The sequence below is a fragment of the Segatella copri genome (genome assembly GCF_015074785.1).
Lineage (GTDB): Bacteria > Bacteroidota > Bacteroidia > Bacteroidales > Bacteroidaceae > Prevotella.
The window spans coordinates 3,364,934-3,385,000 of sequence record NZ_CP042464.1; the positions used below are offsets into that span (position 1 = coordinate 3,364,934).

A 20,067-nucleotide genomic window follows, 5' to 3' on the forward strand; every position below is an offset into this window, starting at 1 on the left:
AAAGATACTACTTTTATCTGAAAATAGCGTGTTTATAGACGATTTTTTAAGAAAGTGCGCTTGTTTGCTGACGATTTTTTAAGAAATTCGCTAGTTTACTCCCATTCTGGAAGTATCCACGTCCTTGGTTCTCTTCTCCTTGTACTTGCCTATCTTATAGATGATGGAGATGGAGGCTGATGCCCAATCTTGCTTGATGTTCATGTGATAGTCTTGATTGCCTTGTACTGATTTTGTAGAGAATCCCTCGTTGAAGATGTTGCTGCCTTTAACCACAATGCTCCATTTATCATTATCGGAAGCCCATCTCAACATAGCAATCAAGAGAAAGACTGATTTGATGTCATAGAGTCCTTGAATGGCTTTCGACTGATAGAATGGGTTAAGTATGAAATGGATGTGATGGCTTCGGCTAAACTGGGCGGATAGATTTCCGGCAAGAATGGCAGAGATATGTTTGCGATTGAAGGGCAAGTCAAAGAAATCGTTACTCTTGTCATGTCTGTAGATTCCTGTTGCCGAAACACTTCCATTCATCCAATTGCCTATACCGAAAGTCGTCGATGCTCTAATGCCTATAGTATGGTTATAGTCGAAATTGGTCTCCTTCATTATGACTGCCAGGTGCTCGGTAGTCTGATATGGCAACTGCACAGAATAGTTGGGTTGGAACTCTGCAAATGCCATCAATGTATGGCGACTTTTGATTGTCCACATCAGGTTGGTCTCGTATGTAGAGTAAGGCTTGAGATGAGGATTTCCCCATATCTCCATATAGGTAGAGGCATAGTAAATGCTGCTCATAGTTGACCAATAGCTAGGAAACTGTGAGCTGGAACTGAAGGATAAGTTGAGTATGTTGCCAGGATTGGCTTTCCACGATGCATTAAGTGTGGGATAAATATGCCATTTGTTCCATTGTGGAGAATGGTATTGCTCTGCTTCGACAGAGGCTTCCAAGCTGATTCGCTCGTTTATTTGTTTGCTTATGCCGCCATAGAAGCTCAAGATTTTTTCTTCGATATTCACCTGGCTGGTTGCATCTGGAATTTCTGCTCCATCTTTGTTGGTCGTGGTTTGGTAGCTTCTGTTGTTGCTGGTTTGAAATTTCATACCATACGACAGTTCACAACCCTTCTTCAATGAGTGGGATTGATCGGCGGTGAAAAGCCATTTGTCTATTACCTGCTTGCTGTTTGTGTATAGAATACGCTCTTCGTCAAGTATTGTTCCTTCCAGATATTGCTGGCTGGGATTTTGGTAGTTGAGATAGGATATGCCTATTTGTAGTCCAAAGGGCAGGTTGTAGCTGGCATCTACATTGTGCAGGTAGGTATGTTCATTGCCCTGTTGCTGGGATGTGCCTGTTCCCATCGTTTCATGATGAGGATGACTGCTGTCCCATTTTCCTGTATATGCCAGGGATAGCTGGTGGTTATCAGCAAATGCATAACTCAGTCCCAAGCGATAGTTGTGAGTCAATCCAAGGGTTTTCTGTGAGGTCTTGTCATGATACGCTACTCGTTTCCCTTGAAGCGGATGATTGGCATTGGTAGTAGTCTCACCGTATGATGTTCCATCTGTAAATGAATACATGGCACCCAGACCGAATTTTCCTTTTTGGAACAGCAGGTTGCCTTTGCCTTCCCCTTCTCCGTATTTGCTTTGGCTCCAGATGCTTTGTATTTGTCCTGAAAGCAGGTTCTTTCCTACATAGTCTTTGGTAATCAGATTGATGACCATTCCACGAACATGTAAGCGTGCTGGCGCTGCCAGCATCACTTCGGCTTTGGCTAATTGTGATGCGGGCATGGCTTTTAATCGCTCTGCCAGTTGTGCATAATTGAGCGTGGATGGTTTGCCGTTGATGATGAGAGTCAGTTCCTTTCCTGCATAATTGATGTTGCCGTTTCGTTCGTTTACTCCTGGTATTCGGGTAAGGGCATCATAAGCGTTGTCTGCCGGCATTTTCTCTATGAGCAGTGGCATGTTGTAAACCAACTGTCCTCTTTCTGCCTTGACGATAGAACGTGTCGCCTTGACGAAAACCTCTGGCAGGTTTTGCATCATCATCTGGGCGGTAAGCGTGTCTTTTGCCTCTTCGTTTTGAGCGCAAAGGGGCTGGCTCAGCAATAATGCTGAACCTAAGATAAAAATTATTTTCATGTATTTATGTGAGTTTGATGGTTATTGCTTGAGTTGCTCTTTGGCTTTGGATATGAGTTGTGCTGCCTCTTTTTTATCTTCCAGTCTGTTTGCATTTGCTAAGAACATCTGGAGATGCTGTTTCGCTTTCAGCTTGTTCTTGGAAGCGATGAACATTTGGGCGGCATTGTAATGGTTAAGAGGATTATCTTCCTCATCGTATAAGGTGCATAGCTCAAAGTCACGGGCAGCGTCTGCATATCGGTTGTGTTGAAAATGTAAGTCGGCTAGCCATTTATAGGTTCGCAATGCTCTGTCTTTTGGCAAGGAAACCTCTAACGACTGGTTGAAATGAGCCATAGACAGTGAATCCATGCAGAAGGATTTCTCTATCAAAGCCAAGTGGAAAAGGCAAGTGGCATTGTCGTTTTTGAACTGAACTGCTTTCTGGTAATGTTTCAGCGCCTTTTCATTGTCCGGCAGGTCCTCATAACAGAGACCAAGGATGAAATTGGATTCGAAATTATCAAATCCTTGCGCTATCAGTTTCTCATACAAGGGTATAGCCTCAACGTATTTGAATTGCATGAATAGGGAATAGGCATATTCCTTGTTGACATATAAGTTCGTGGAATCATATTGAGAAATGTAATTCTTCGCCACTTTTTCTGCTCTGTCTGGTTTGTTCACTCCATTGTAATGCACTGCAAGCGAAGCGATAATTTCGCTGTCGTATGGGAATAAGAATGCGATGCGTTCACCCCAGAGAGAAACCTTGTCATTGTTGTTCTGATTGAGATACGCATAATAGAACATTCGCATGTCTTCGTGGTTGATGCTATCTGATGGAATCTTGTCTAGGCAAGAAATGCAGGCGGTGTAGTTGCCTACTTTCCGATAGCAGGAAGCCAGTTTCCTGCGTGCTCCCAGGTGAGATGGATTTGCTTCCAAATACTTTTGGTAGTATTGGGTTGCATGAAATACATCATATCTACTCAAACAGCTATCTCCTTGTTGAAGTAGATTAGCTGCGGTCTCGTTGACCTTGGCATTCATTGCCATACATAGCCATAATATAAGGATCAATCTAAACTGTTTCATCGTTTTTTGGCTGATTATTTCTTTCTTACTTCGGGAGTGAAAACGACAGGCAAGGTAAACTCCATGTTGACTTCCTCGCCATCGGAGAGTCTGGCAGGCTTCCAGTGGGGACTTTTCTTGAGAAGTTCAATCACAGTCTGCTCGTAGGCTTTTTCTTTGGGAGCTTCGAGAACTTTAAACAATCCCAATGTTCCATCCTTTTGAACGGTGAAGTTGATGACGACTCGGGCAGGCTTGTCTTCCAATCCTTTAGGATATTGGATGTTTGTCATCACCCATCTTAGGAAATCGTTGATGTCGCCATTGCCGTTGAAGACAGGCATCTGACCACCTTCCGGTAAAACAGCTATCGTCTTTAACACATGAGGTTGTGATACGCTTTGCGGTTTGAACATAAGTACGATGGTTATACCTATTATTGCTATCACGCAAGCGGCTATCCCAAATACCTTTTTATATATATGAGATTTTGTGTATCTTGTTTCCTGTGCTTTGCCCAGGAAATAAGTTTCTTCCTGATTGGTTTTTCCTTTCATACCTTTTACGATTTTATGGAGTTGTCTAAAAGTGCTTTTAATTGTTTGAGTGGTTCCTTGCTGACGTGCAGAGTGAATTTCTCGCAAAACCGTTCGTTGTACAAAACTAGTTCTGAAGTGTTGAGGTTGATACTGAAAATATGCTGACTATTAATAATGTAGTTTCTGCCAACACGAGCGAAGAAGTGTGCCGTTTGGGCAAGTTGCTCTACTATTTTCTTCTCAAAGGCCACAAGGTTGAACGAGAAGGTGTATTCGTCGCCGTTGGTGAGTCGGAGATTGCAATAGCTTCCTTCCGAACAGACGTATGCTATCTGTTCGGAAGCCACTCTGAGCAAGAAGTTGGCATTTGATATGATGAGATATTCTTCCATACTGATAAGTTTGGTGCAAAGATAAGCAAAATATTTAAAAAGTATGGCTGGAGGTAGCGTGTTTTTTGTGAACCAGTGGACTTGTTTTGTGAAAAATATGAAGTCAAACTCCAGATATGACTATCTGTTTAAGGTGATCAACTAAAATCGTTAAACCACAGAGTGTCTAATAACTAGACAGCAGTGTCAAGTATTTAGACAGGTCGTTTTATGGACTTTGTTTCTATATATTCTGATAATCAGTTGCTTATGTTTTTGGCATAGCCGTTGCCTTGCTATTTTGCAACAAAATAAGAATAGTAACAACATAAAGAATAATAAGACAATGAAAAGACTTGCGTTAGTAGCATCCTTCTGTGGCATTACCATAACACAGATGATGGCACAGAACATCAATGGCGAACAGATTTCCGACACGACCCTATTTGAGAAGTTCTCCAAAGAACTTGGCGAAGTGGTGGTGAAAGCTCATCTTCCTCAATATAAGAAGACCCACGAAGGACTGCTGACCAATGTGGCAGGAACCGTCCTTAGCAAGATGGGTACGGCTGAAGATGTATTGAAGCATGTGCCGAGCATCGTGAAGAAGAAAGATGGATATGAGGTGGTCGGCAAGGGTACACCTATTATATATATCAACGGCAGGAAGATGCAAGACATCAGTGAGTTGGATAACATCAAATCTTCCGACATCAAGAGTGTGGAAGTCATCCAGAATCCTGGAGCCACCTACGATGCTTCGGTAAATGCGGTAATCAAAATCAAGACCATCAAGAAAAAAGGCGAAGGTTTCGGCTTTGATACTCGCTCTGTGTATTGGTACAATAAGCACGACAATACCATCCAGCAGATTAACATGAACTATCGTCATAATGGACTGAATCTCTTTGCCACTTATAAGTTCTCTGATGCAACATGGATGCAAAAGGCCACCTACAATCAGACTGTACATGTAGATACGCTTTGGCAACAGCATAACAACAACGAAGTAACTGGTCGCATAGAATCGCACCGTCTTATCAGTGGTTTTAGCTATGATTTCAATGCCAATCATTCCATTGGTGCGAGATACACCTTGACCTCGCCAGGCTATTCTCGCTCAAAAGATTTTTTCGATAGTCAGGTAACTGCCGACGGTAAGTTTTACGACTATATCAAAACCGATGGTCTGACGGTTGACAAGGACAATCCTAGCCATCAATTGAATGCCTACTACAACGGCACATTGGGCAAGACCACTATTGACCTGAATACCGACCTCTATTTCAGTACAAACAGGGCTTATGCCTATAGCGATGAACAGAGCCAGGAGCACGATTCTCGTAACGTCAACTCCAAGAATCGTGTGAGCAATAAGATGGTAGCCACTAAACTCGTAATTACCTCTCCTCTCTTGGGCGGTAATCTCTCCTATGGAGCTGAGTATATCAATACTCATCGTAACGATGACTACGAAGTGAATCGCACCGACCTCTTCGCCAACTCTTATAGCAAGTTGGAGGAGCAGACGGCAAGTCCATTCATCCAATACGCGCGCCTCACCCCGATAGGAAACATCACGGCGGGATTGCGATACGAGTATGTAAGATTCAAGTATTATGATGCAGGCATCTATCAGCCCGAGCAGAGTCGCTCCTTCCGCAACCTCTTTCCTACCATCAGCTATGGTGCGAAGATAGGTAAGGTAATGGCACAGTTGAGCTATTCGGTAAAGACCTCTCGTCCTTCATATAGTCAACTGAGCAATAATGTATCTTATATGAATCGATTTACTCGCCAAACAGGTAATCCTTATCTCGACAACGAAACCAATCACAGAGTGGAATTATCGGGTGTATGGAAGTTCATCCAGTTTATGGTCAACTACAAGGACTCTCGCAATGCCATTATCTATTGGGCGGAGCAAATTCCTGATAACGAAGCAATTACCATGATAAGTCGTAAGAACGTGAAGAGTCTCAAGAGCATGACTGCCTACATCAGTGCCGCTCCAAAGATAGGCATTTGGGCGCCGCAAATCAACTTGGGCATGCAGAAGCCATGGTTCACCCTCCATACTGATGTGGCATCTTATCGCTTGAATCGTCCTATCTTCATGGGCAACTTCAACAATGCCTTCTCCTTGCCATGCGGCATCACTCTTAACGTGGATTATCGCTATCAGAGCAAGGGTAACACGATGAATGTATATCTTGCCAAAGAGCAGCATGTGCTGGATGTCAGCATCAGCAAGTCATTCCTAAAGGATGCCCTTACCTTGGAAATAAAAGGCAACGACCTGCTTTATAAATGTTGGGATGCCGACTTGCTCTATAACCAGAAGATGGAACTCTTGCAAGTGTCTAAGCGAGGTACGAGAGACCTGCAACTCACCCTTCGCTATAAGTTCAATACCACACGTAGCAAGTATAAGGGAACTGGTGCCGGTAATGCAGAGTTGAATCGACTATAAATATCTTTTACAAGATAAAATCTTGTTATATGAGAGAGGCATGGTTTTCGCATAATGGAACCATGCCTCTCTTTTTGCTTTTTATAGTCGGAATATTCCTATTCCGCCAATTCATTATACTTCTTGAACAGATCTGCCACGCATTCGCTCTCCGTCATCTTTACGGGGAAGGCATAGGCTTGCATCACGGCTCGAGCGTTTTGGCGATGCGCCTGAAGGAGTTCCTTCGAATCCTAGATGCCGAAGTGATAGAGAGTACACTTTTCCTATAAGGGAAACAAAAAAGCAGCAAACCGCAAAGGGCTTGCTGCTCACGATAGGAGTGTTTCCTATTTCTTTTATGGGTTGAGTTTTCTTTATATCCTTATCTCAATGGGTTTATACTTCTTTTAATACGGTTTCCAATTTTTCGATGAAGTCATCGACATTCTCCTTGGTCAATACCAACGGAGGGAGGATACGAAGGATGTTGGTGCCGGCGCAACCGGTGAAGCAGTGCTGCTCGTGGATGAGCTTGCTGCGAACTTCCTTGTGAGGAATATCGAGTACGGCGCCTACCATCAAGCCACGACCACGAACCTCCGTGATGTGACTGTTGCGCTTCTGCAACTCCTTCAGCTGGGCAATGAGATATTCACCAACCTCATGCGCATTCTGTACCAGGTTCTCCTTCTCGAAAACATCGAGAACGGCGAGAGCTGCTGTACATGCCAGGTGGTTGCCACCGAAGGTAGTACCCAACTGACCATATACAGGTGTAAACTCTGGAGAAATCAACACGCCACCCATAGGGAAACCATTACCGATACCCTTGGCTACGGTGATGAGGTCTGGCTTGATGCCCAACCACTGGTGAGCGAAGAACTTACCGCTTCTGCCGTAACCGCACTGGATTTCATCGCAAATCAGGAAAGTGCCGTATTTCTTGCAGGCTGCCTGCAAACCCTGAGCAAACTCAGGAGTTACCATGTTGCAACCACCTACGCCCTGAATAGCTTCGATGATACAAGCACATACATCGCCCTTGGCAAGTTCCTTCTCCCAAGCCTCCAAATCGTTGATAGGAAGATAGGTTACGTGACCATTGTCATTGATAGGAGCGATGATCTTAGGATTATTTGTTACCTCTACGGCAAGGGAAGTTCTTCCGTGGAAAGCCTTCTCTATAGAAAGCACGCGGGTTTTTCCGTTGGTGAAGGAAGCCAACTTCAGGGCATTCTCGTTTGCCTCGGCACCTGAGTTGATGAGGAAGAACTGATAATCTTCATAACCACTTATCTTGCCCAGACGCTCAGCGAGTTTCACCTGCAACTTGTTGATGACAGAGTTGGAATAGAATCCCAGATTGTTCAACTGGTTGGTGAGCATCTCCACATAGTGAGGATGGCAATGACCGATGCTGATAACGGCATGACCGCCATAGAGGTCGAGGTATTCCTGACCCTTGTCGTCCCATACCTTGCAGCCCTTACCTTTTACTATATTAATATCGAAAAGAGGATATACGTCGTAAAGTTTCATGTTAAATCTATGTTTTAAGAAAGACAACTCATAGAGTTATCTTATTACAAACTATTTTTTATGATAGAAGAACGAATGATTTTTCATCCGTTCTTCCGAATTCTTTTATCTAAAATGCTGATGGCTTGAGTTTCAAACCTGCTGTCTGGTCGAGACCAAACATGATGTTCATGTTCTGAACAGCCTGACCTACGGCACCCTTCAGAAGATTGTCGATGCAGGAAGTAATCAGGAGCTTATCGCCATACTTATCCACATGAACCAGGCACTTGTTGGTATTCACAACCTGCTTCAGGTCGATAGCCTTATCCACATAGTGGGTGAACTTGGCATTCTTGTAGAACTCCTTGTAACCAGCTACGATTTCCTCGATTGGCTTGTCGGTCTTCACAACTTCTGTAGCGAAGATACCGCGGGCGAAGTCGCCACGGTAAGGGATAAAGTCGATGGCTGCATCGAGATAACCCTGTGTCTGCTTCAGACTCTGACGAATCTCTGGCACGTGCTGATGGTTGAATGCCTTGTAGATGCTCATGTTGTTGTTGCGCCATGAGAAATGGGTAGTGGCGCCTGGCTTCTGACCAGCGCCGGTGCTACCGGTAATGGCATTGACAGATACATCGCTGTTGATGAGACCCATCTTAGCAGCAGGCAACAAACCAAGTTGAATGCAGGTTGCAAAACAACCTGGGTTTGCCACGTGCTGAGCTACGGCTATTTTTGATTCATTTATTTCTGGAAGACCATATACGAAATTGTGAGCGACTGGGGTTGGCTGCTGGGTGGCAACCACAGTCTCTGGGGCAAGACGGAAGTCCTGCGCCAGGTCGATAATCTTCACGTTCTCCGGAACATTGTGCTCCTTCAGGAACGCCTCGCTCTTGCCGTGACCGAAGCAGAAGAAGATAACATCTACCTGGTCGAAAGGCATCTCGGCGGTAAACTTCAAGTCGGTCTCGCCATACAATCCCTCGTGAACCTCAGCCACCAGGTTGCCGGCGTTACTCTCGCTGTTGGCGAATACAATCTCTGCCTCAGGATGGTTGATAAGGAGGCGAATCAACTCACCTCCTGTATAACCAGCTGCTCCTAAAATACCTACTTTTACCATATTATCTTTCCTCGTTAGGGTGCATACCATAATAAACACGGAGTGGGGTAGAACTTACCTTGATGAAGCCCTTCGCATCCTCTGCGGTCCAACCGTGCTGCATCTCACCATACTCACCGAGCTTAGACTTGGTCAAATCGTCTGGTGAATCGACACCAACAGTCTGGAAGCTAAATGGACGGAGCTTCAAGATAGCTGTACCGTTTACGTTGCGCTGAGAAGAAGTCAGCATAGCCTCGATATCCGGCATCACTGGCTCCAGGTACTGGCTCTCGTGGAGGAACATTCCGTACCAGTTGCCTACCTGATCCTTCCAATACTGCTGCCACTTGCTCAATGTGCTCTTCTCCAACAGGCGGTGAGCCTCGATGATGAGCTTAGGAGCTGCAGCCTCGAAACCTACACGACCCTTGATACCGATGATGGTGTCACCCACGTTGCAGTCGCGACCGATGGCATAAGAAGCGCCAATCTCCTCAATCTTCTGGATGGCAGCAATCTTATCATCAAACTTCTCGCCGTTGACAGCCACGATCTCACCCTTCTCGAAGGTAATCTTCAGTTCAGCCTCTTCTTCCTTGGCAGTAACGTGCTTCAGGTAAGCCTCCTCTGGGAGACCCTGGGTTGGGTCGAGAATCTCACCGCCGCAGATACTGGTTCCCCAGATACCTACGTTATAAGAATACTTCAATTTGGTGAAGTCTGCAAAGAAGCCGTGCTCGTTCAGGTAATCAACCTCCTCCTTACGAGAAAGCGCCTTGTCACGAGTCAATGTGATGATCTCTACACCAGGAGCCATTACCAGGAAGGTCATGTCGAAACGAATCTGGTCGTTGCCGGCACCTGTACTTCCGTGAGCGATGGCGTCAGCACCAATCTCCTTGGCATAACGAGCGATGGCGATAGCCTGGAAAATACGCTCAGAAGATACAGAGATAGGGTAGCAGTTGTTGCGGAGCACATTACCGAAAATCATGTATTTCAATGATTTCTCGTAATATTCGTGGGTAACGTCGAGAGTGACGTATGCCTTGGCACCCAACTTATATGCGTTCTCCTCGTTGGTCTTCAACTGCTCGGCAGAGAAACCACCTGTGTTAGCGCATGCTGCATAAACATCCCAGCCATCCTGGGTCAACTTCATTACTGTGTATGATGTATCGAGACCGCCGCTGAAAGCGACTACAACTTTTTTATTTGCCATTTTATTTTATGTTTAATATGGATGAATAATATTTAGATGGCATTCTTGCCAACACCTTATTATATATAAGGATTTAGATTTCTGCAGATGGACCGTCAATCTTGCGGATTCTCTCAATCACTTCCTGAGGAAGCTTGATAGGCAGATGCTCCTCTGGGTCGAAGAGCATGGCGGTGCAGATGCAGTATTTGCGGTTGGTACGATGGAGGACATCCACGTTGATGCAACCCTCGCAACCACGCCAGAATGACTCATCATCGGTCAGGTCGGCGAAAGTAACAGGAAGATAACCCAGCTGGGTGTTCATCTTCATAACTGCCGAACCAGATGTCAAAGAGAAAATCTTGGCATGAGGCCATCGCTGTCGGGCAAGCGTAAAGGTAAGGTTCTTGATGCGCTTAGCCAGTCCCATACCACGGAAGTCTGGGTGAACGATCAAACCTGATGTGGTGACATAGTGCTTGTTGCCCCATGTTTCGATGTAGCTGAAACCAGCGAACTTTTCGCCCTGGAGAGCGATGACCGCCTTGGCCTCTCGCATTTTGGTGGCAACATACTCTGGTGAACGCTTGGCGATACCAGAACCACGCTTCTTTGCAGCTTCTGCAATTGTAGTCAGAATGGTGTCGATGTACTTGATGTGACTTTCGTCAGCCACCATTACTTTAACTTCTGCTTCTTCCATTTTTTCTCTTCTATCTTAAAATGTTTTTGTTTTAATATTCTTTCTTTATATATAATAAGGTGTATGCTTTGCATAAAAATGCAACTACCTTATATATATTTATGGTGAACGTCTGGAATTACCTCTGCTAGTGCATTGATGATTTCCTCTTCTGTTGTCCCTTTCTTCTTAACCAGAAAGATCGTGTCATCGCCAGCGATGGTTCCCAGAATTTGAGGAATATCACTATTATCTATATTATAGGCGATGCTGCTTGCATATCCCGGACGGGTTTTGATCACGACCATGTTCCCGGAGAAGTTGATTGATTGGAATCCGGTATTCACCATCATCTTGCTCACTGGAATATGGTTTGATACTCTCTTATATAATGTATCATTGGGCAGGACATACGCATATTTTCCACTCGAAGATGCTGCCTTTGCTACCTTGAGCAGTTTTAAGTCACGGCTCAATGTTGCTTGCGTAATCTTAAAGCCTTCTTTGTGAAGAGCCTCCAAAAGTTGGTCTTGCGAACTTAACTCCTGACTTGATATAAGCATCTTCAAAGTTTCCAATCTGCTGTTCTTTGCCTTCATATGCTGTATTTTTATTCGTTTAACGGCTGCAAAATTACAATATATTTTGCAAATAACCAAATAAAATGAAAGAAAAATGCATAAAATAACATTATTTTGTCTTTCGTTATGCATAAATGTGGAATAAATATGCATGTATCACCTTCTTTTATACAAATATTCTACACAAGGCTTTTGATGCAGAATAGCCTTTTTATCCATTTTAAGCTAATTATTGTAAATTATTGAAAAAAAGTCTACGGAAACCGCATCGGTTCAATTAGTTTTTGTTATCTTTGCAGACACAATTCTTAGATTATAATCAACTTAATATAAAATAAACCTTTAGAAGATGGAAAAAATGAATGTTAAACCAGCAGAAGGTAAGCTGGGTATCTTGGTTGTTGGTTGTGGCGCAGTAGCTACGACCTTCATGACCGGTGTTTTCATGACTCGCAAGGGACTTGCGAAGCCAGTAGGTTCAATGACTCAGTACGACAAGATTCGTGTTGGTAAGGGTGCAGACAAGAAATATTTGCACTACAAGGACATCGTTCCTCTTGCTGACCTTAATGATATCGTATTCGGTACTTGGGATGTTTATCCGCAGAATGCTTATCAGGCTGCTATGTATGCTGAGGTATTGAAGGAGAAAGATATCAATCCTGTACGCGAGGAGTTGGAGAAGGTAGTACCAATGAAGGCTGCTTTCGACAAGAACTATGCAAAGCGTCTTGATGGCGACAATGTGAAGGATTGCAAGACCCGCTGGGAGATGGTAGAGGCTCTTCGTCAGGATATCCGCGACTTCAAGGAGAAGAACTGTTGTGCCCGTATCGTTGTCATCTGGGCAGCATCTACCGAAATCTACGTTCCTGTAGATATGGAGATTCATGGTACATTGGCAGCACTTGAGGCAGCAATGAAGGCTGACGACCGCCAGCATGTAGCTCCATCCATGTGCTACGCTTATGCTGCTTTGACAGAGGGTGCTCCTTTCATCATGGGTGCTCCTAATACAACTGTTGATATTCCTGCTATGTGGGAACTCGCAGAGAAGACCAAAATGCCTATCGCCGGCAAGGACTTCAAGACAGGCCAGACTCTTGTCAAGAGTGGTTTCGCTCCTATCATCGGTACCCGTTGTCTCGGCTTGAATGGCTGGTTCTCTACCAATATTCTCGGCAACCGTGATGGTCTCGTTCTCGATGAACCTGCTAATTTCCATACCAAGGAGGTTAGTAAACTCTCTACTCTTGAGACAATCCTGAAACCAGAAGCTCAGCCAGATCTCTATGGTCATGGTAACGATGAAGATACCCAGTACTATCACAAGGTACGTATCAACTATTATCCACCTCGCAACGATAACAAGGAGGGTTGGGATAATATCGATATCTTCGGCTGGATGGGTTACCCAATGCAGATTAAGATTAACTTCCTCTGCCGTGACTCAATCCTTGCTGCTCCATTGCTGCTCGACCTTACATTGTTGAGCGATCTTGCTGCTCGTGCAGGCCGTTTCGGAATCCAGCGTTTCTTGAGTTTCTTCCTTAAGGCACCTATGCACGATTATACTAAGGGTGAAGAGCCTGTGAACCATCTCTACCAGCAGTATACGATGCTGAAGAATGCTATCCGTGAGATGGGAGGTTACGAGGCCGATGAGGAAATCGACTAATTAGGTTATTTCATTTAATATTACACCTTATTATATATAAGGCATTAAATTTATATCATGGCACACCTTTGGAATGTTAGAATATCTCTCCATAGGTGTGCCTTTTTTGTTTATTTATATAGAAAGTAGACATGGATTCGGTAACGAGTTTTATTTATGGTATGAGCATGATGTTCTTCTCCATGATGGCTTTCCTGTTTTGGAGAAAAGGAAAGGAGATGCTCTTTCGGATGATTATGTGGCTCATGATTGTGGTCGACCTGCAGTTGGTAAAGGACCTGGTTTTCTTTCTGATTTATGGTTTTGACAACGAGCATGCGTGGTATCTTACGTCTTCGTTGGATATGATGATTATTCCGTTCTACAGCTTTGTGTTGATGGAACTGGTGAAGCCGGGCTGGTTCAGATGGGTGAAAGCTTTGATGCTGGAATTGCCTTTCCTCTTGTTGCCGGTGTTCTATATTTTTACCCATAATATCATCTGGTTTTATGTGCTTTCTGTCTGGGGAGTCATTTATGGATGCTCTACCTTTATATTGCTTATCTTTATGATTCGGAGGTATCACCGCCAGCTGAAAGAGCGCTTTTCTTATCAGGAAAATATTAATCTGAATTGGCTTCTTGCCATTCTCAATACCTTCTTTCTGATTCTGTTTTTATGGACGCTGAGCTGTTTCGTTATTAATGTGGATTACGACAATGTCTATATGGTAAGCTCTCTGATACTCTGGATGCTGATAGATTATTTTGTTTATAGGCATGAGTCAGTGATAGAAGAGTTGAGCGATGTTGAAATTGTACCGTTAGAGCAGAACGAAGTAGATGTTTCGGGGATGGCTGCTGAGGTGCAGCGGTTGTTCGAGGAAGATAAAATCTATCTTAATCCGAAACTGAAATTGTCTGATGTGGCGCTGGCTGTAGGTACGAATCGTACTTATCTGAGTCGCTATTTTAACCGGCAGAATGGGCAGACGTTTTATGATTATGTGAATACTTATCGTATACAGTATGCAGAGAACTTGTTGAAGTCAACGAACTTTCCTTTGCCGGAAATCGCCATCAAATCGGGATTTAATTCTATTTCTACGTTCAGAAGAGTATTTTTTTGCCTCTTTTGGTTGCTCTCCTAATAAATATAGAGTAAATGCATAAGTTGTTGATGTTTAGGTAGTTTCTAAAAATCAGTGGAACACTGAAAAATGTCAAAAGACACTTTTTGTCCATTTGAAACTTATTTTTGCTATTTTGAAACCATAGTTCTCAATTTTTTTTCTATCTTTGCACCATAGAACTTTTTGAAGAGAATATAACTCTAGCATTTACTTTTTCTAGGAATTAAAAAATAAAGGTTGGCCAACCCGTTGAGGGCAAGCCAACCTTTCTCGTTATGTATGTTATTCTTTGTTTTTTTACTTTATTCCCGGTTCCCGTTTTCATTATTCCTTGTTGCTGCCTCCGAAGATGCGGAGCAAGTAGAGGAAGAGGTTGATAAAATCGAGATACAGAGTCAAGGCTCCGATGAGTGCCAGTTTCTGTGCGCCCTCGCTCATGTCGTATTGTGTCTGGAGCATCTGCTTGATCTTCTGACTGTCCCAAGCGGTCAAGCCAACGAAGATGGCTACGCCGGCGTAACTCAAAATGTAATCAAACCCTGAACTCTTCAAGAACATGTTTACTATGGTAGCGATAATCAGGCCTATCAGCGCCATGAAGAGTATTTTTCCTAAAGAGGTCAAATCCTTCTTGGTTGTGTAACCATAGAAAGCCATTGCTCCGAATGTGCCGGCTGTAATAAAAAATACCTTGGCAATACTGGTCATCGTATAAACTACGAATACGGATGAAAGCATGGCACCATTCAAAACCGAGTAGACGATGAAGAGTAGGGTGGCCGTAGTCAGGGAGAGTCTCTGTAGGGCACCGGTAATGATGAATACCAGGGCGAGCTCTGCGATAATCAAGCCAAAGAGCAAGCCGCGGCTTGTCATCAAGGTCATCAGCAGGGTAGGACTGCTAGCTACACCATAGGCAGTAACGCCCGTAATCAGGAGAGCTAAGGTCATCCATGTATACACTTTGCGCATCAAAGCAGAGAAAACACCGCTTATACCTCGCTCTTTCTCATTAACAGCAAAGCCATTGCTCTGCTGGTTGTTCTGACTATTTATCAGATTGTACATTTCTTTTTCTGTCATAATTCTATTTTCTTTTGTTATTTATAGTCTATTGAATAATATAATAAGCGCAAAGATAATGCCAATTATTGAAACGAACGATAATCTCTGTGCTTTATTAACATTTATTCCGTAATTTTACGTCATTCTCAGACCCTTTATCAGGATATGATAGTTGCCGCTAGGAATGATGGTGATGTCTGCCTTCATGTCAGTCTCCTTGCGGTTGAAACTGATCTGCCATTGCCATCTTAATCTCTTATCTTCTCTTTTTTCTACCTGTCTCATACGCTATTCGTTTTATTTCGAGTGCAAAGATACGTCTTTTCCGTTTTCTACCTATGCGATTTGTGCGATTTGCGTGGATTCGGGAAATAAAGTGCGAAAAATATCATGGAATCATTCGGAAGAATATCTCCGAAGGATATGAACATAACTCCGAAAGATAGCAGAATATCTCCGAAGGATACGAAATTATCTCCGAAAGATAGCAGAATATCTCCGAAGGATAAACCAAGAAGACAAATGTAGGTAATCCGATGATGAAGATATGGAAGCTGGGTTGTGGCAACGAGGTGAAGGGTGAAGGGTATATTTTAAATCTTATATTATATTCTTTTTTTAGGGTTTTTCCGATTTTTGACCCTAGGGTACTTTTTTGATTTTACCCTTTTTTCCTTTACCCACGCGTACATATATAAAATAGAGTTTTCAAACCTTCACCCTTCACCTTTTTATTTAACATTTTGAGTGTCAAATAGTTACGGGTGAAGGGTGGTGAAGGGTGTTTTGCGTATTTTATAAACATATTTTAAGGATTCTGCACGTTTTTACATATTTTAGCGTTTGTTTACGATTCCGAAATGGGTATCTTTTTTTAGAGAGTCCTCTTTTTTTTTATGATTTCTTTCTGCAGAAACTCCTAGAATCCCAGTCTAATCGGTATCCTTGATGTATAAGCCGTTAAAATATTATCAGCGAAATAAAGTTAATGGCTATGGATAAGCGTAAACTTCTAAAATATAAGTTATCTTAAAAACATTATAACCTTTTAATGTATTGTCAGCGAAATAAAGTTAATGGCTACGGATAAGCGTCAATTTTTAAATATAAATTAACTGAATTTTCGCATGTGGTTCAAGAACCTTTCAGGGCGTATGGGACAAAACTTGCGAAACTTGAGTAAATTAACTGAAAAAACATTATAACCTTAATAGTATTGCGCGCTTGCGTATACGCCTAAGTGTGTACACAGACAGGCGCATATATATAATAATGTAAGCAGCTAAAATCTATTGTATAAAGTCTTTATAGATGTTAAAACCGACTAAAAATGCAACTTTTTTGCGAAAAGATTTGGTGGAATGAAAAATAGTTAGTACTTTTGCACTCGCTTTTGAGAAATCAAGCATTACTCAAAGCGATAAAGAAAGAGTTCTTTGAAAGATTTTACATAAACAGACAAGTAGTACAAGAAGCGGTTAACTTCTTATAATTAAGAAAGTTGACTGGGTAAAAGAAACGAACCGTCAAGAAATTGACAAGTCAGGTTTACTAAGCTTCAATAAACGAAAAGGATATTCGTCCTAAGTACAGACAACAAACACCGATTGCTTCAGTAATGAGGCAAGAAGTAAAAATGATATTTTACAATGGAGAGTTTGATCCTGGCTCAGGATGAACGCTAGCTACAGGCTTAACACATGCAAGTCGAGGGGAAACGACATCGAAAGCTTGCTTTTGATGGGCGTCGACCGGCGCACGGGTGAGTAACGCGTATCCAACCTGCCCACCACTTGGGGATAACCTTGCGAAAGTAAGACTAATACCCAATGACGTCTCTAGAAGACATCTGAAAGAGATTAAAGATTTATCGGTGATGGATGGGGATGCGTCTGATTAGCTTGTTGGCGGGGTAACGGCCCACCAAGGCGACGATCAGTAGGGGTTCTGAGAGGAAGGTCCCCCACATTGGAACTGAGACACGGTCCAAACTCCTACGGGAGGCAGCAGTGAGGAATATTGGTCAATGGACGAGAGTCTGAACCAGCCAAGTAGCGTGCAGGATGACGGCCCTATGGGTTGTAAACTGCTTTTATAAGGGAATAAAGTGAGAGTCGTGACTCTTTTTGCATGTACCTTATGAATAAGGACCGGCTAATTCCGTGCCAGCAGCCGCGGTAATACGGAAGGTCCGGGCGTTATCCGGATTTATTGGGTTTAAAGGGAGCGTAGGCCGGAGATTAAGCGTGTTGTGAAATGTAGACGCTCAACGTCTGCACTGCAGCGCGAACTGGTTTCCTTGAGTACGCACAAAGTGGGCGGAATTCGTGGTGTAGCGGTGAAATGCTTAGATATCACGAAGAACTCCGATTGCGAAGGCAGCTCACTGGAGCGCAACTGACGCTGAAGCTCGAAAGTGCGGGTATCGAACAGGATTAGATACCCTGGTAGTCCGCACGGTAAACGATGGATGCCCGCTGTTGGTCTGAATAGGTCAGCGGCCAAGCGAAAGCATTAAGCATCCCACCTGGGGAGTACGCCGGCAACGGTGAAACTCAAAGGAATTGACGGGGGCCCGCACAAGCGGAGGAACATGTGGTTTAATTCGATGATACGCGAGGAACCTTACCCGGGCTTGAATTGCAGAGGAAGGATTTGGAGACAATGACGCCCTTCGGGGCCTCTGTGAAGGTGCTGCATGGTTGTCGTCAGCTCGTGCCGTGAGGTGTCGGCTTAAGTGCCATAACGAGCGCAACCCCTCTCCTTAGTTGCCATCAGGTTAAGCTGGGCACTCTGGGGACACTGCCACCGTAAGGTGTGAGGAAGGTGGGGATGACGTCAAATCAGCACGGCCCTTACGTCCGGGGCTACACACGTGTTACAATGGCAGGTACAGAGAGATGGTGTTCTGCAAAGCGCATCTAATCCTTAAAGCCTGTCTCAGTTCGGACTGGGGTCTGCAACCCGACCCCACGAAGCTGGATTCGCTAGTAATCGCGCATCAGCCATGGCGCGGTGAATACGTTCCCGGGCCTTGTACACACCGCCCGTCAAGCCATGAAAGCCGGGGGCGCCTAAAGTCCGTGACCGTAAGGAGCGGCCTAGGGCGAAACTGGTAATTGGGGCTAAGTCGTAACAAGGTAGCCGTACCGGAAGGTGCGGCTGGAACACCTCCTTTCTGGAGAGACGAATATTGAGAGAATGTTGAGTGTTGAATGTTGAATGTTGAGTTCTCATTCTTGCTTACTTCTATATTTGTTGAGATAGTGACTGATTAAAGTTCGCTTCTCTTCTTGTACGCACCATCTGTTTAGTTAAATACAGGAGACTGGGATTCCTTATACATTATATAATATATAGGGATGGCTCAAGCAAAATGGTTCAACTCCACAATCTCCACCATGCCTTTTAAGGCAAGAAGATCTTTGACATATTGACACAAGCAAAACTGTAAGTAATGAACTTTAGTTCAGACTAAAGTGAATCAAATCGCAAGATGAGATTTCACAAGTTAGAATACAGCTGAAAGTATGAGCTACTTATTCGTTATTCGGAAACGAGTAACAAGAATACAGTCGTAAAGAAAGTAAGAAAGGGCGTATGGCGGATGCCTAGGCTCACGGAGGCGATGAAGGACGTGATAAGCTGCGATAAGCTTCGGGTAGGTGCAAATAACCCTTGATCCGGAGATTTCCGAATGGGACAACCTAGCCGTCTGAAGGACGGTTACTAACACCTATGTGTTAGAGCTAACGCAGGGAACTGAAACATCTTAGTACCTGCAGGAAGAGAAAATAAATAATGATTCCCCCAGTAGTGGCGAGCGAACGGGGAACAGCCCAAACCGTTGACGTCGCAAGGCGCCAGCGGGGTTGTAGGACCGCGACATTGTATGCAAATCGTGAACAGAACACTTTGGAAAATGTGACCATAGACGGTGATAGTCCAGTATGTGAAGCGAAATGCGGCATAGCGGTATCCTGAGTAACGCGGGACACGAGGAATCCTGCGCGAATCTGCCGGGACCATCCGGTAAGGCTAAATACTCCCGTGAGACCGATAGCGAACGAGTACTGTGAAGGAAAGGTGAAAAGAACCCCGAGCAGGGGAGTGAAATAGTTCCTGAAACCATACGCCTACAAGCGGTCGGAGCATCGTAAGATGTGACGGCGTGCCTTTTGCATAATGATCCTACGAGTTACCGTCACTGGCGAGGTTGAGTGTCACGAGACACGTAGCCGCAGTGAAAGCGAGCCTGAAGAGGGCGCACAGTCAGTGGGGGTAGACGCGAAACCAAGTGATCTACACTTGGCCAGGATGAAGTCCCGGTAACACGGGATGGAGGTCCGCACCAATAAGCGTTGAAAAGCTTCTGGATGAGCCGAGTGTAGGAGTGAAAGGCCAATCAAACTTGGAGATAGCTCGTACTCCCCGAAAGGCATTTAGGTGCCGCGTCGGATGGTCACCGTGAGAGGTAGAGCGACCGATAGGACAAGAGGGCTTCACCGCCTATCGAGTCCTGA

General features: G+C 44.1%; 14 protein-coding genes and 2 rRNA genes (1 of these 16 running past the window's edge). 5 read left to right on the plus strand and 11 right to left on the minus strand.

The genetic code is table 11. The features are described 5' to 3' along the window. Positions 1–90: 90 nt before the first annotated feature. Genes FO447_RS13805 through FO447_RS13820 form a run of 4 tightly spaced genes read right to left on the minus strand, consistent with a single transcriptional unit; the run spans position 91 to position 4,156 of the window. Positions 91–2,166, minus strand: a complete 2,076-nt coding sequence (locus tag FO447_RS13805; protein WP_200756872.1) for a TonB-dependent receptor domain-containing protein — start codon at positions 2,164–2,166, stop codon at positions 91–93. 21 nt (positions 2,167–2,187) lie between these two features. Next, complete coding sequence (locus FO447_RS13810) at positions 2,188–3,246, minus strand: tetratricopeptide repeat protein (RefSeq protein WP_200756874.1); 1,059 nt, start codon at positions 3,244–3,246, stop codon at positions 2,188–2,190. A 14-nt stretch (positions 3,247–3,260) separates the two neighbouring features. Then, a complete protein-coding gene (locus FO447_RS13815; RefSeq protein ID WP_200756876.1) occupies positions 3,261–3,782 on the minus strand; it encodes an energy transducer TonB family protein in 522 nt (173 codons plus the stop codon). Positions 3,783–3,787: 5 nt separating this feature from the next. Further along, positions 3,788–4,156, minus strand: a complete 369-nt coding sequence (locus FO447_RS13820) for a LytTR family DNA-binding domain-containing protein (RefSeq protein WP_200756878.1) — start codon at positions 4,154–4,156, stop codon at positions 3,788–3,790. Positions 4,157–4,481: 325 nt separating this feature from the next. Here FO447_RS13820 and FO447_RS13825 point away from each other — a divergent pair, with 325 nt between their 5' ends. After that, complete coding sequence (locus FO447_RS13825; protein ID WP_117728022.1) at positions 4,482–6,608, plus strand: outer membrane beta-barrel family protein; 2,127 nt, start codon at positions 4,482–4,484, stop codon at positions 6,606–6,608. A gap of 378 nt (positions 6,609–6,986) precedes the next feature. On the opposite strand, the gene FO447_RS13830 is transcribed toward FO447_RS13825, so the two are convergent. The 5 genes from FO447_RS13830 to argR form a co-directional block, all read right to left on the minus strand. After that, complete coding sequence (locus FO447_RS13830; protein ID WP_200756880.1) at positions 6,987–8,129, minus strand: aspartate aminotransferase family protein; 1,143 nt, start codon at positions 8,127–8,129, stop codon at positions 6,987–6,989. Positions 8,130–8,238: 109 nt separating this feature from the next. Next, positions 8,239–9,240, minus strand: coding sequence for an N-acetyl-gamma-glutamyl-phosphate reductase (argC, locus tag FO447_RS13835; RefSeq protein ID WP_200756882.1), 1,002 nt, complete (start codon positions 9,238–9,240; stop codon positions 8,239–8,241). Between the two features lies 1 nt (position 9,241). Further along, complete coding sequence (locus FO447_RS13840; RefSeq protein ID WP_022121131.1) at positions 9,242–10,444, minus strand: argininosuccinate synthase; 1,203 nt, start codon at positions 10,442–10,444, stop codon at positions 9,242–9,244. Between the two features lie 73 nt (positions 10,445–10,517). Further along, a complete protein-coding gene (locus FO447_RS13845; protein WP_022121132.1) occupies positions 10,518–11,129 on the minus strand; it encodes a GNAT family N-acetyltransferase in 612 nt (203 codons plus the stop codon). Positions 11,130–11,218: 89 nt separating this feature from the next. Continuing rightward, positions 11,219–11,707: an arginine repressor gene (gene argR / locus FO447_RS13850; protein ID WP_117694687.1), complete on the minus strand. Its 489-nt coding sequence runs from the start codon at positions 11,705–11,707 to the stop codon at positions 11,219–11,221. A 331-nt stretch (positions 11,708–12,038) separates the two neighbouring features. On the opposite strand from argR, the gene FO447_RS13855 reads away from it, so the two are divergent. Continuing rightward, the gene (locus FO447_RS13855) at positions 12,039–13,367 is read left to right on the plus strand and encodes an inositol-3-phosphate synthase (protein WP_200756883.1); all 1,329 of its coding nucleotides are present in this window, start codon (positions 12,039–12,041) and stop codon (positions 13,365–13,367) included. 131 nt (positions 13,368–13,498) lie between these two features. Beyond that, entirely contained in the window at positions 13,499–14,497 is a 999-nt protein-coding gene (locus FO447_RS13860) for a helix-turn-helix transcriptional regulator (RefSeq protein ID WP_200756884.1), read from the plus strand. A gap of 306 nt (positions 14,498–14,803) precedes the next feature. On the opposite strand, the gene FO447_RS13865 is transcribed toward FO447_RS13860, so the two are convergent. Both FO447_RS13865 and FO447_RS13870 read right to left on the minus strand, forming a co-directional pair. Next, on the minus strand, positions 14,804–15,562 hold the full coding sequence (locus FO447_RS13865; protein ID WP_228114366.1) for a Bax inhibitor-1/YccA family protein: 759 nt from the start codon (positions 15,560–15,562) through the stop codon (positions 14,804–14,806). A 117-nt stretch (positions 15,563–15,679) separates the two neighbouring features. Further along, positions 15,680–15,829, minus strand: coding sequence for a hypothetical protein (locus tag FO447_RS13870; RefSeq protein WP_200756885.1), 150 nt, complete (start codon positions 15,827–15,829; stop codon positions 15,680–15,682). 1,361 nt (positions 15,830–17,190) lie between these two features. On the opposite strand from FO447_RS13870, the gene FO447_RS13875 reads away from it, so the two are divergent. Both FO447_RS13875 and FO447_RS13880 read left to right on the plus strand, forming a co-directional pair. Next, positions 17,191–18,722: ribosomal RNA gene (locus FO447_RS13875) — 16S ribosomal RNA — on the plus strand. Between the two features lie 402 nt (positions 18,723–19,124). Further along, a 23S ribosomal RNA gene (locus tag FO447_RS13880) occupies positions 19,125–20,067 on the plus strand (it continues 1,954 nt past the right edge of the window). The 16S and 23S rRNA genes sit together here, the layout of an rRNA operon.

Coding starts and splice junctions, on each gene's coding strand:
- FO447_RS13805 (WP_200756872.1), bottom strand. CDS start 2,166: ATGAAAATAATTTTTATCTTAGGTTCAGCATTATTGCTGAGCCAGCCC.
- FO447_RS13810 (WP_200756874.1), bottom strand. CDS start 3,246: ATGAAACAGTTTAGATTGATCCTTATATTATGGCTATGTATGGCAATG.
- FO447_RS13815 (WP_200756876.1), bottom strand. CDS start 3,782: ATGAAAGGAAAAACCAATCAGGAAGAAACTTATTTCCTGGGCAAAGCA.
- FO447_RS13820 (WP_200756878.1), bottom strand. CDS start 4,156: ATGGAAGAATATCTCATCATATCAAATGCCAACTTCTTGCTCAGAGTG.
- FO447_RS13825 (WP_117728022.1), top strand. CDS start 4,482: ATGAAAAGACTTGCGTTAGTAGCATCCTTCTGTGGCATTACCATAACA.
- FO447_RS13830 (WP_200756880.1), bottom strand. CDS start 8,129: ATGAAACTTTACGACGTATATCCTCTTTTCGATATTAATATAGTAAAA.
- argC (WP_200756882.1), bottom strand. CDS start 9,240: ATGGTAAAAGTAGGTATTTTAGGAGCAGCTGGTTATACAGGAGGTGAG.
- FO447_RS13840 (WP_022121131.1), bottom strand. CDS start 10,444: ATGGCAAATAAAAAAGTTGTAGTCGCTTTCAGCGGCGGTCTCGATACA.
- FO447_RS13845 (WP_022121132.1), bottom strand. CDS start 11,129: ATGGAAGAAGCAGAAGTTAAAGTAATGGTGGCTGACGAAAGTCACATC.
- argR (WP_117694687.1), bottom strand. CDS start 11,707: ATGAAGGCAAAGAACAGCAGATTGGAAACTTTGAAGATGCTTATATCA.
- FO447_RS13855 (WP_200756883.1), top strand. CDS start 12,039: ATGGAAAAAATGAATGTTAAACCAGCAGAAGGTAAGCTGGGTATCTTG.
- FO447_RS13860 (WP_200756884.1), top strand. CDS start 13,499: ATGGATTCGGTAACGAGTTTTATTTATGGTATGAGCATGATGTTCTTC.
- FO447_RS13865 (WP_228114366.1), bottom strand. CDS start 15,562: ATGACAGAAAAAGAAATGTACAATCTGATAAATAGTCAGAACAACCAG.
- FO447_RS13870 (WP_200756885.1), bottom strand. CDS start 15,829: ATGAGACAGGTAGAAAAAAGAGAAGATAAGAGATTAAGATGGCAATGG.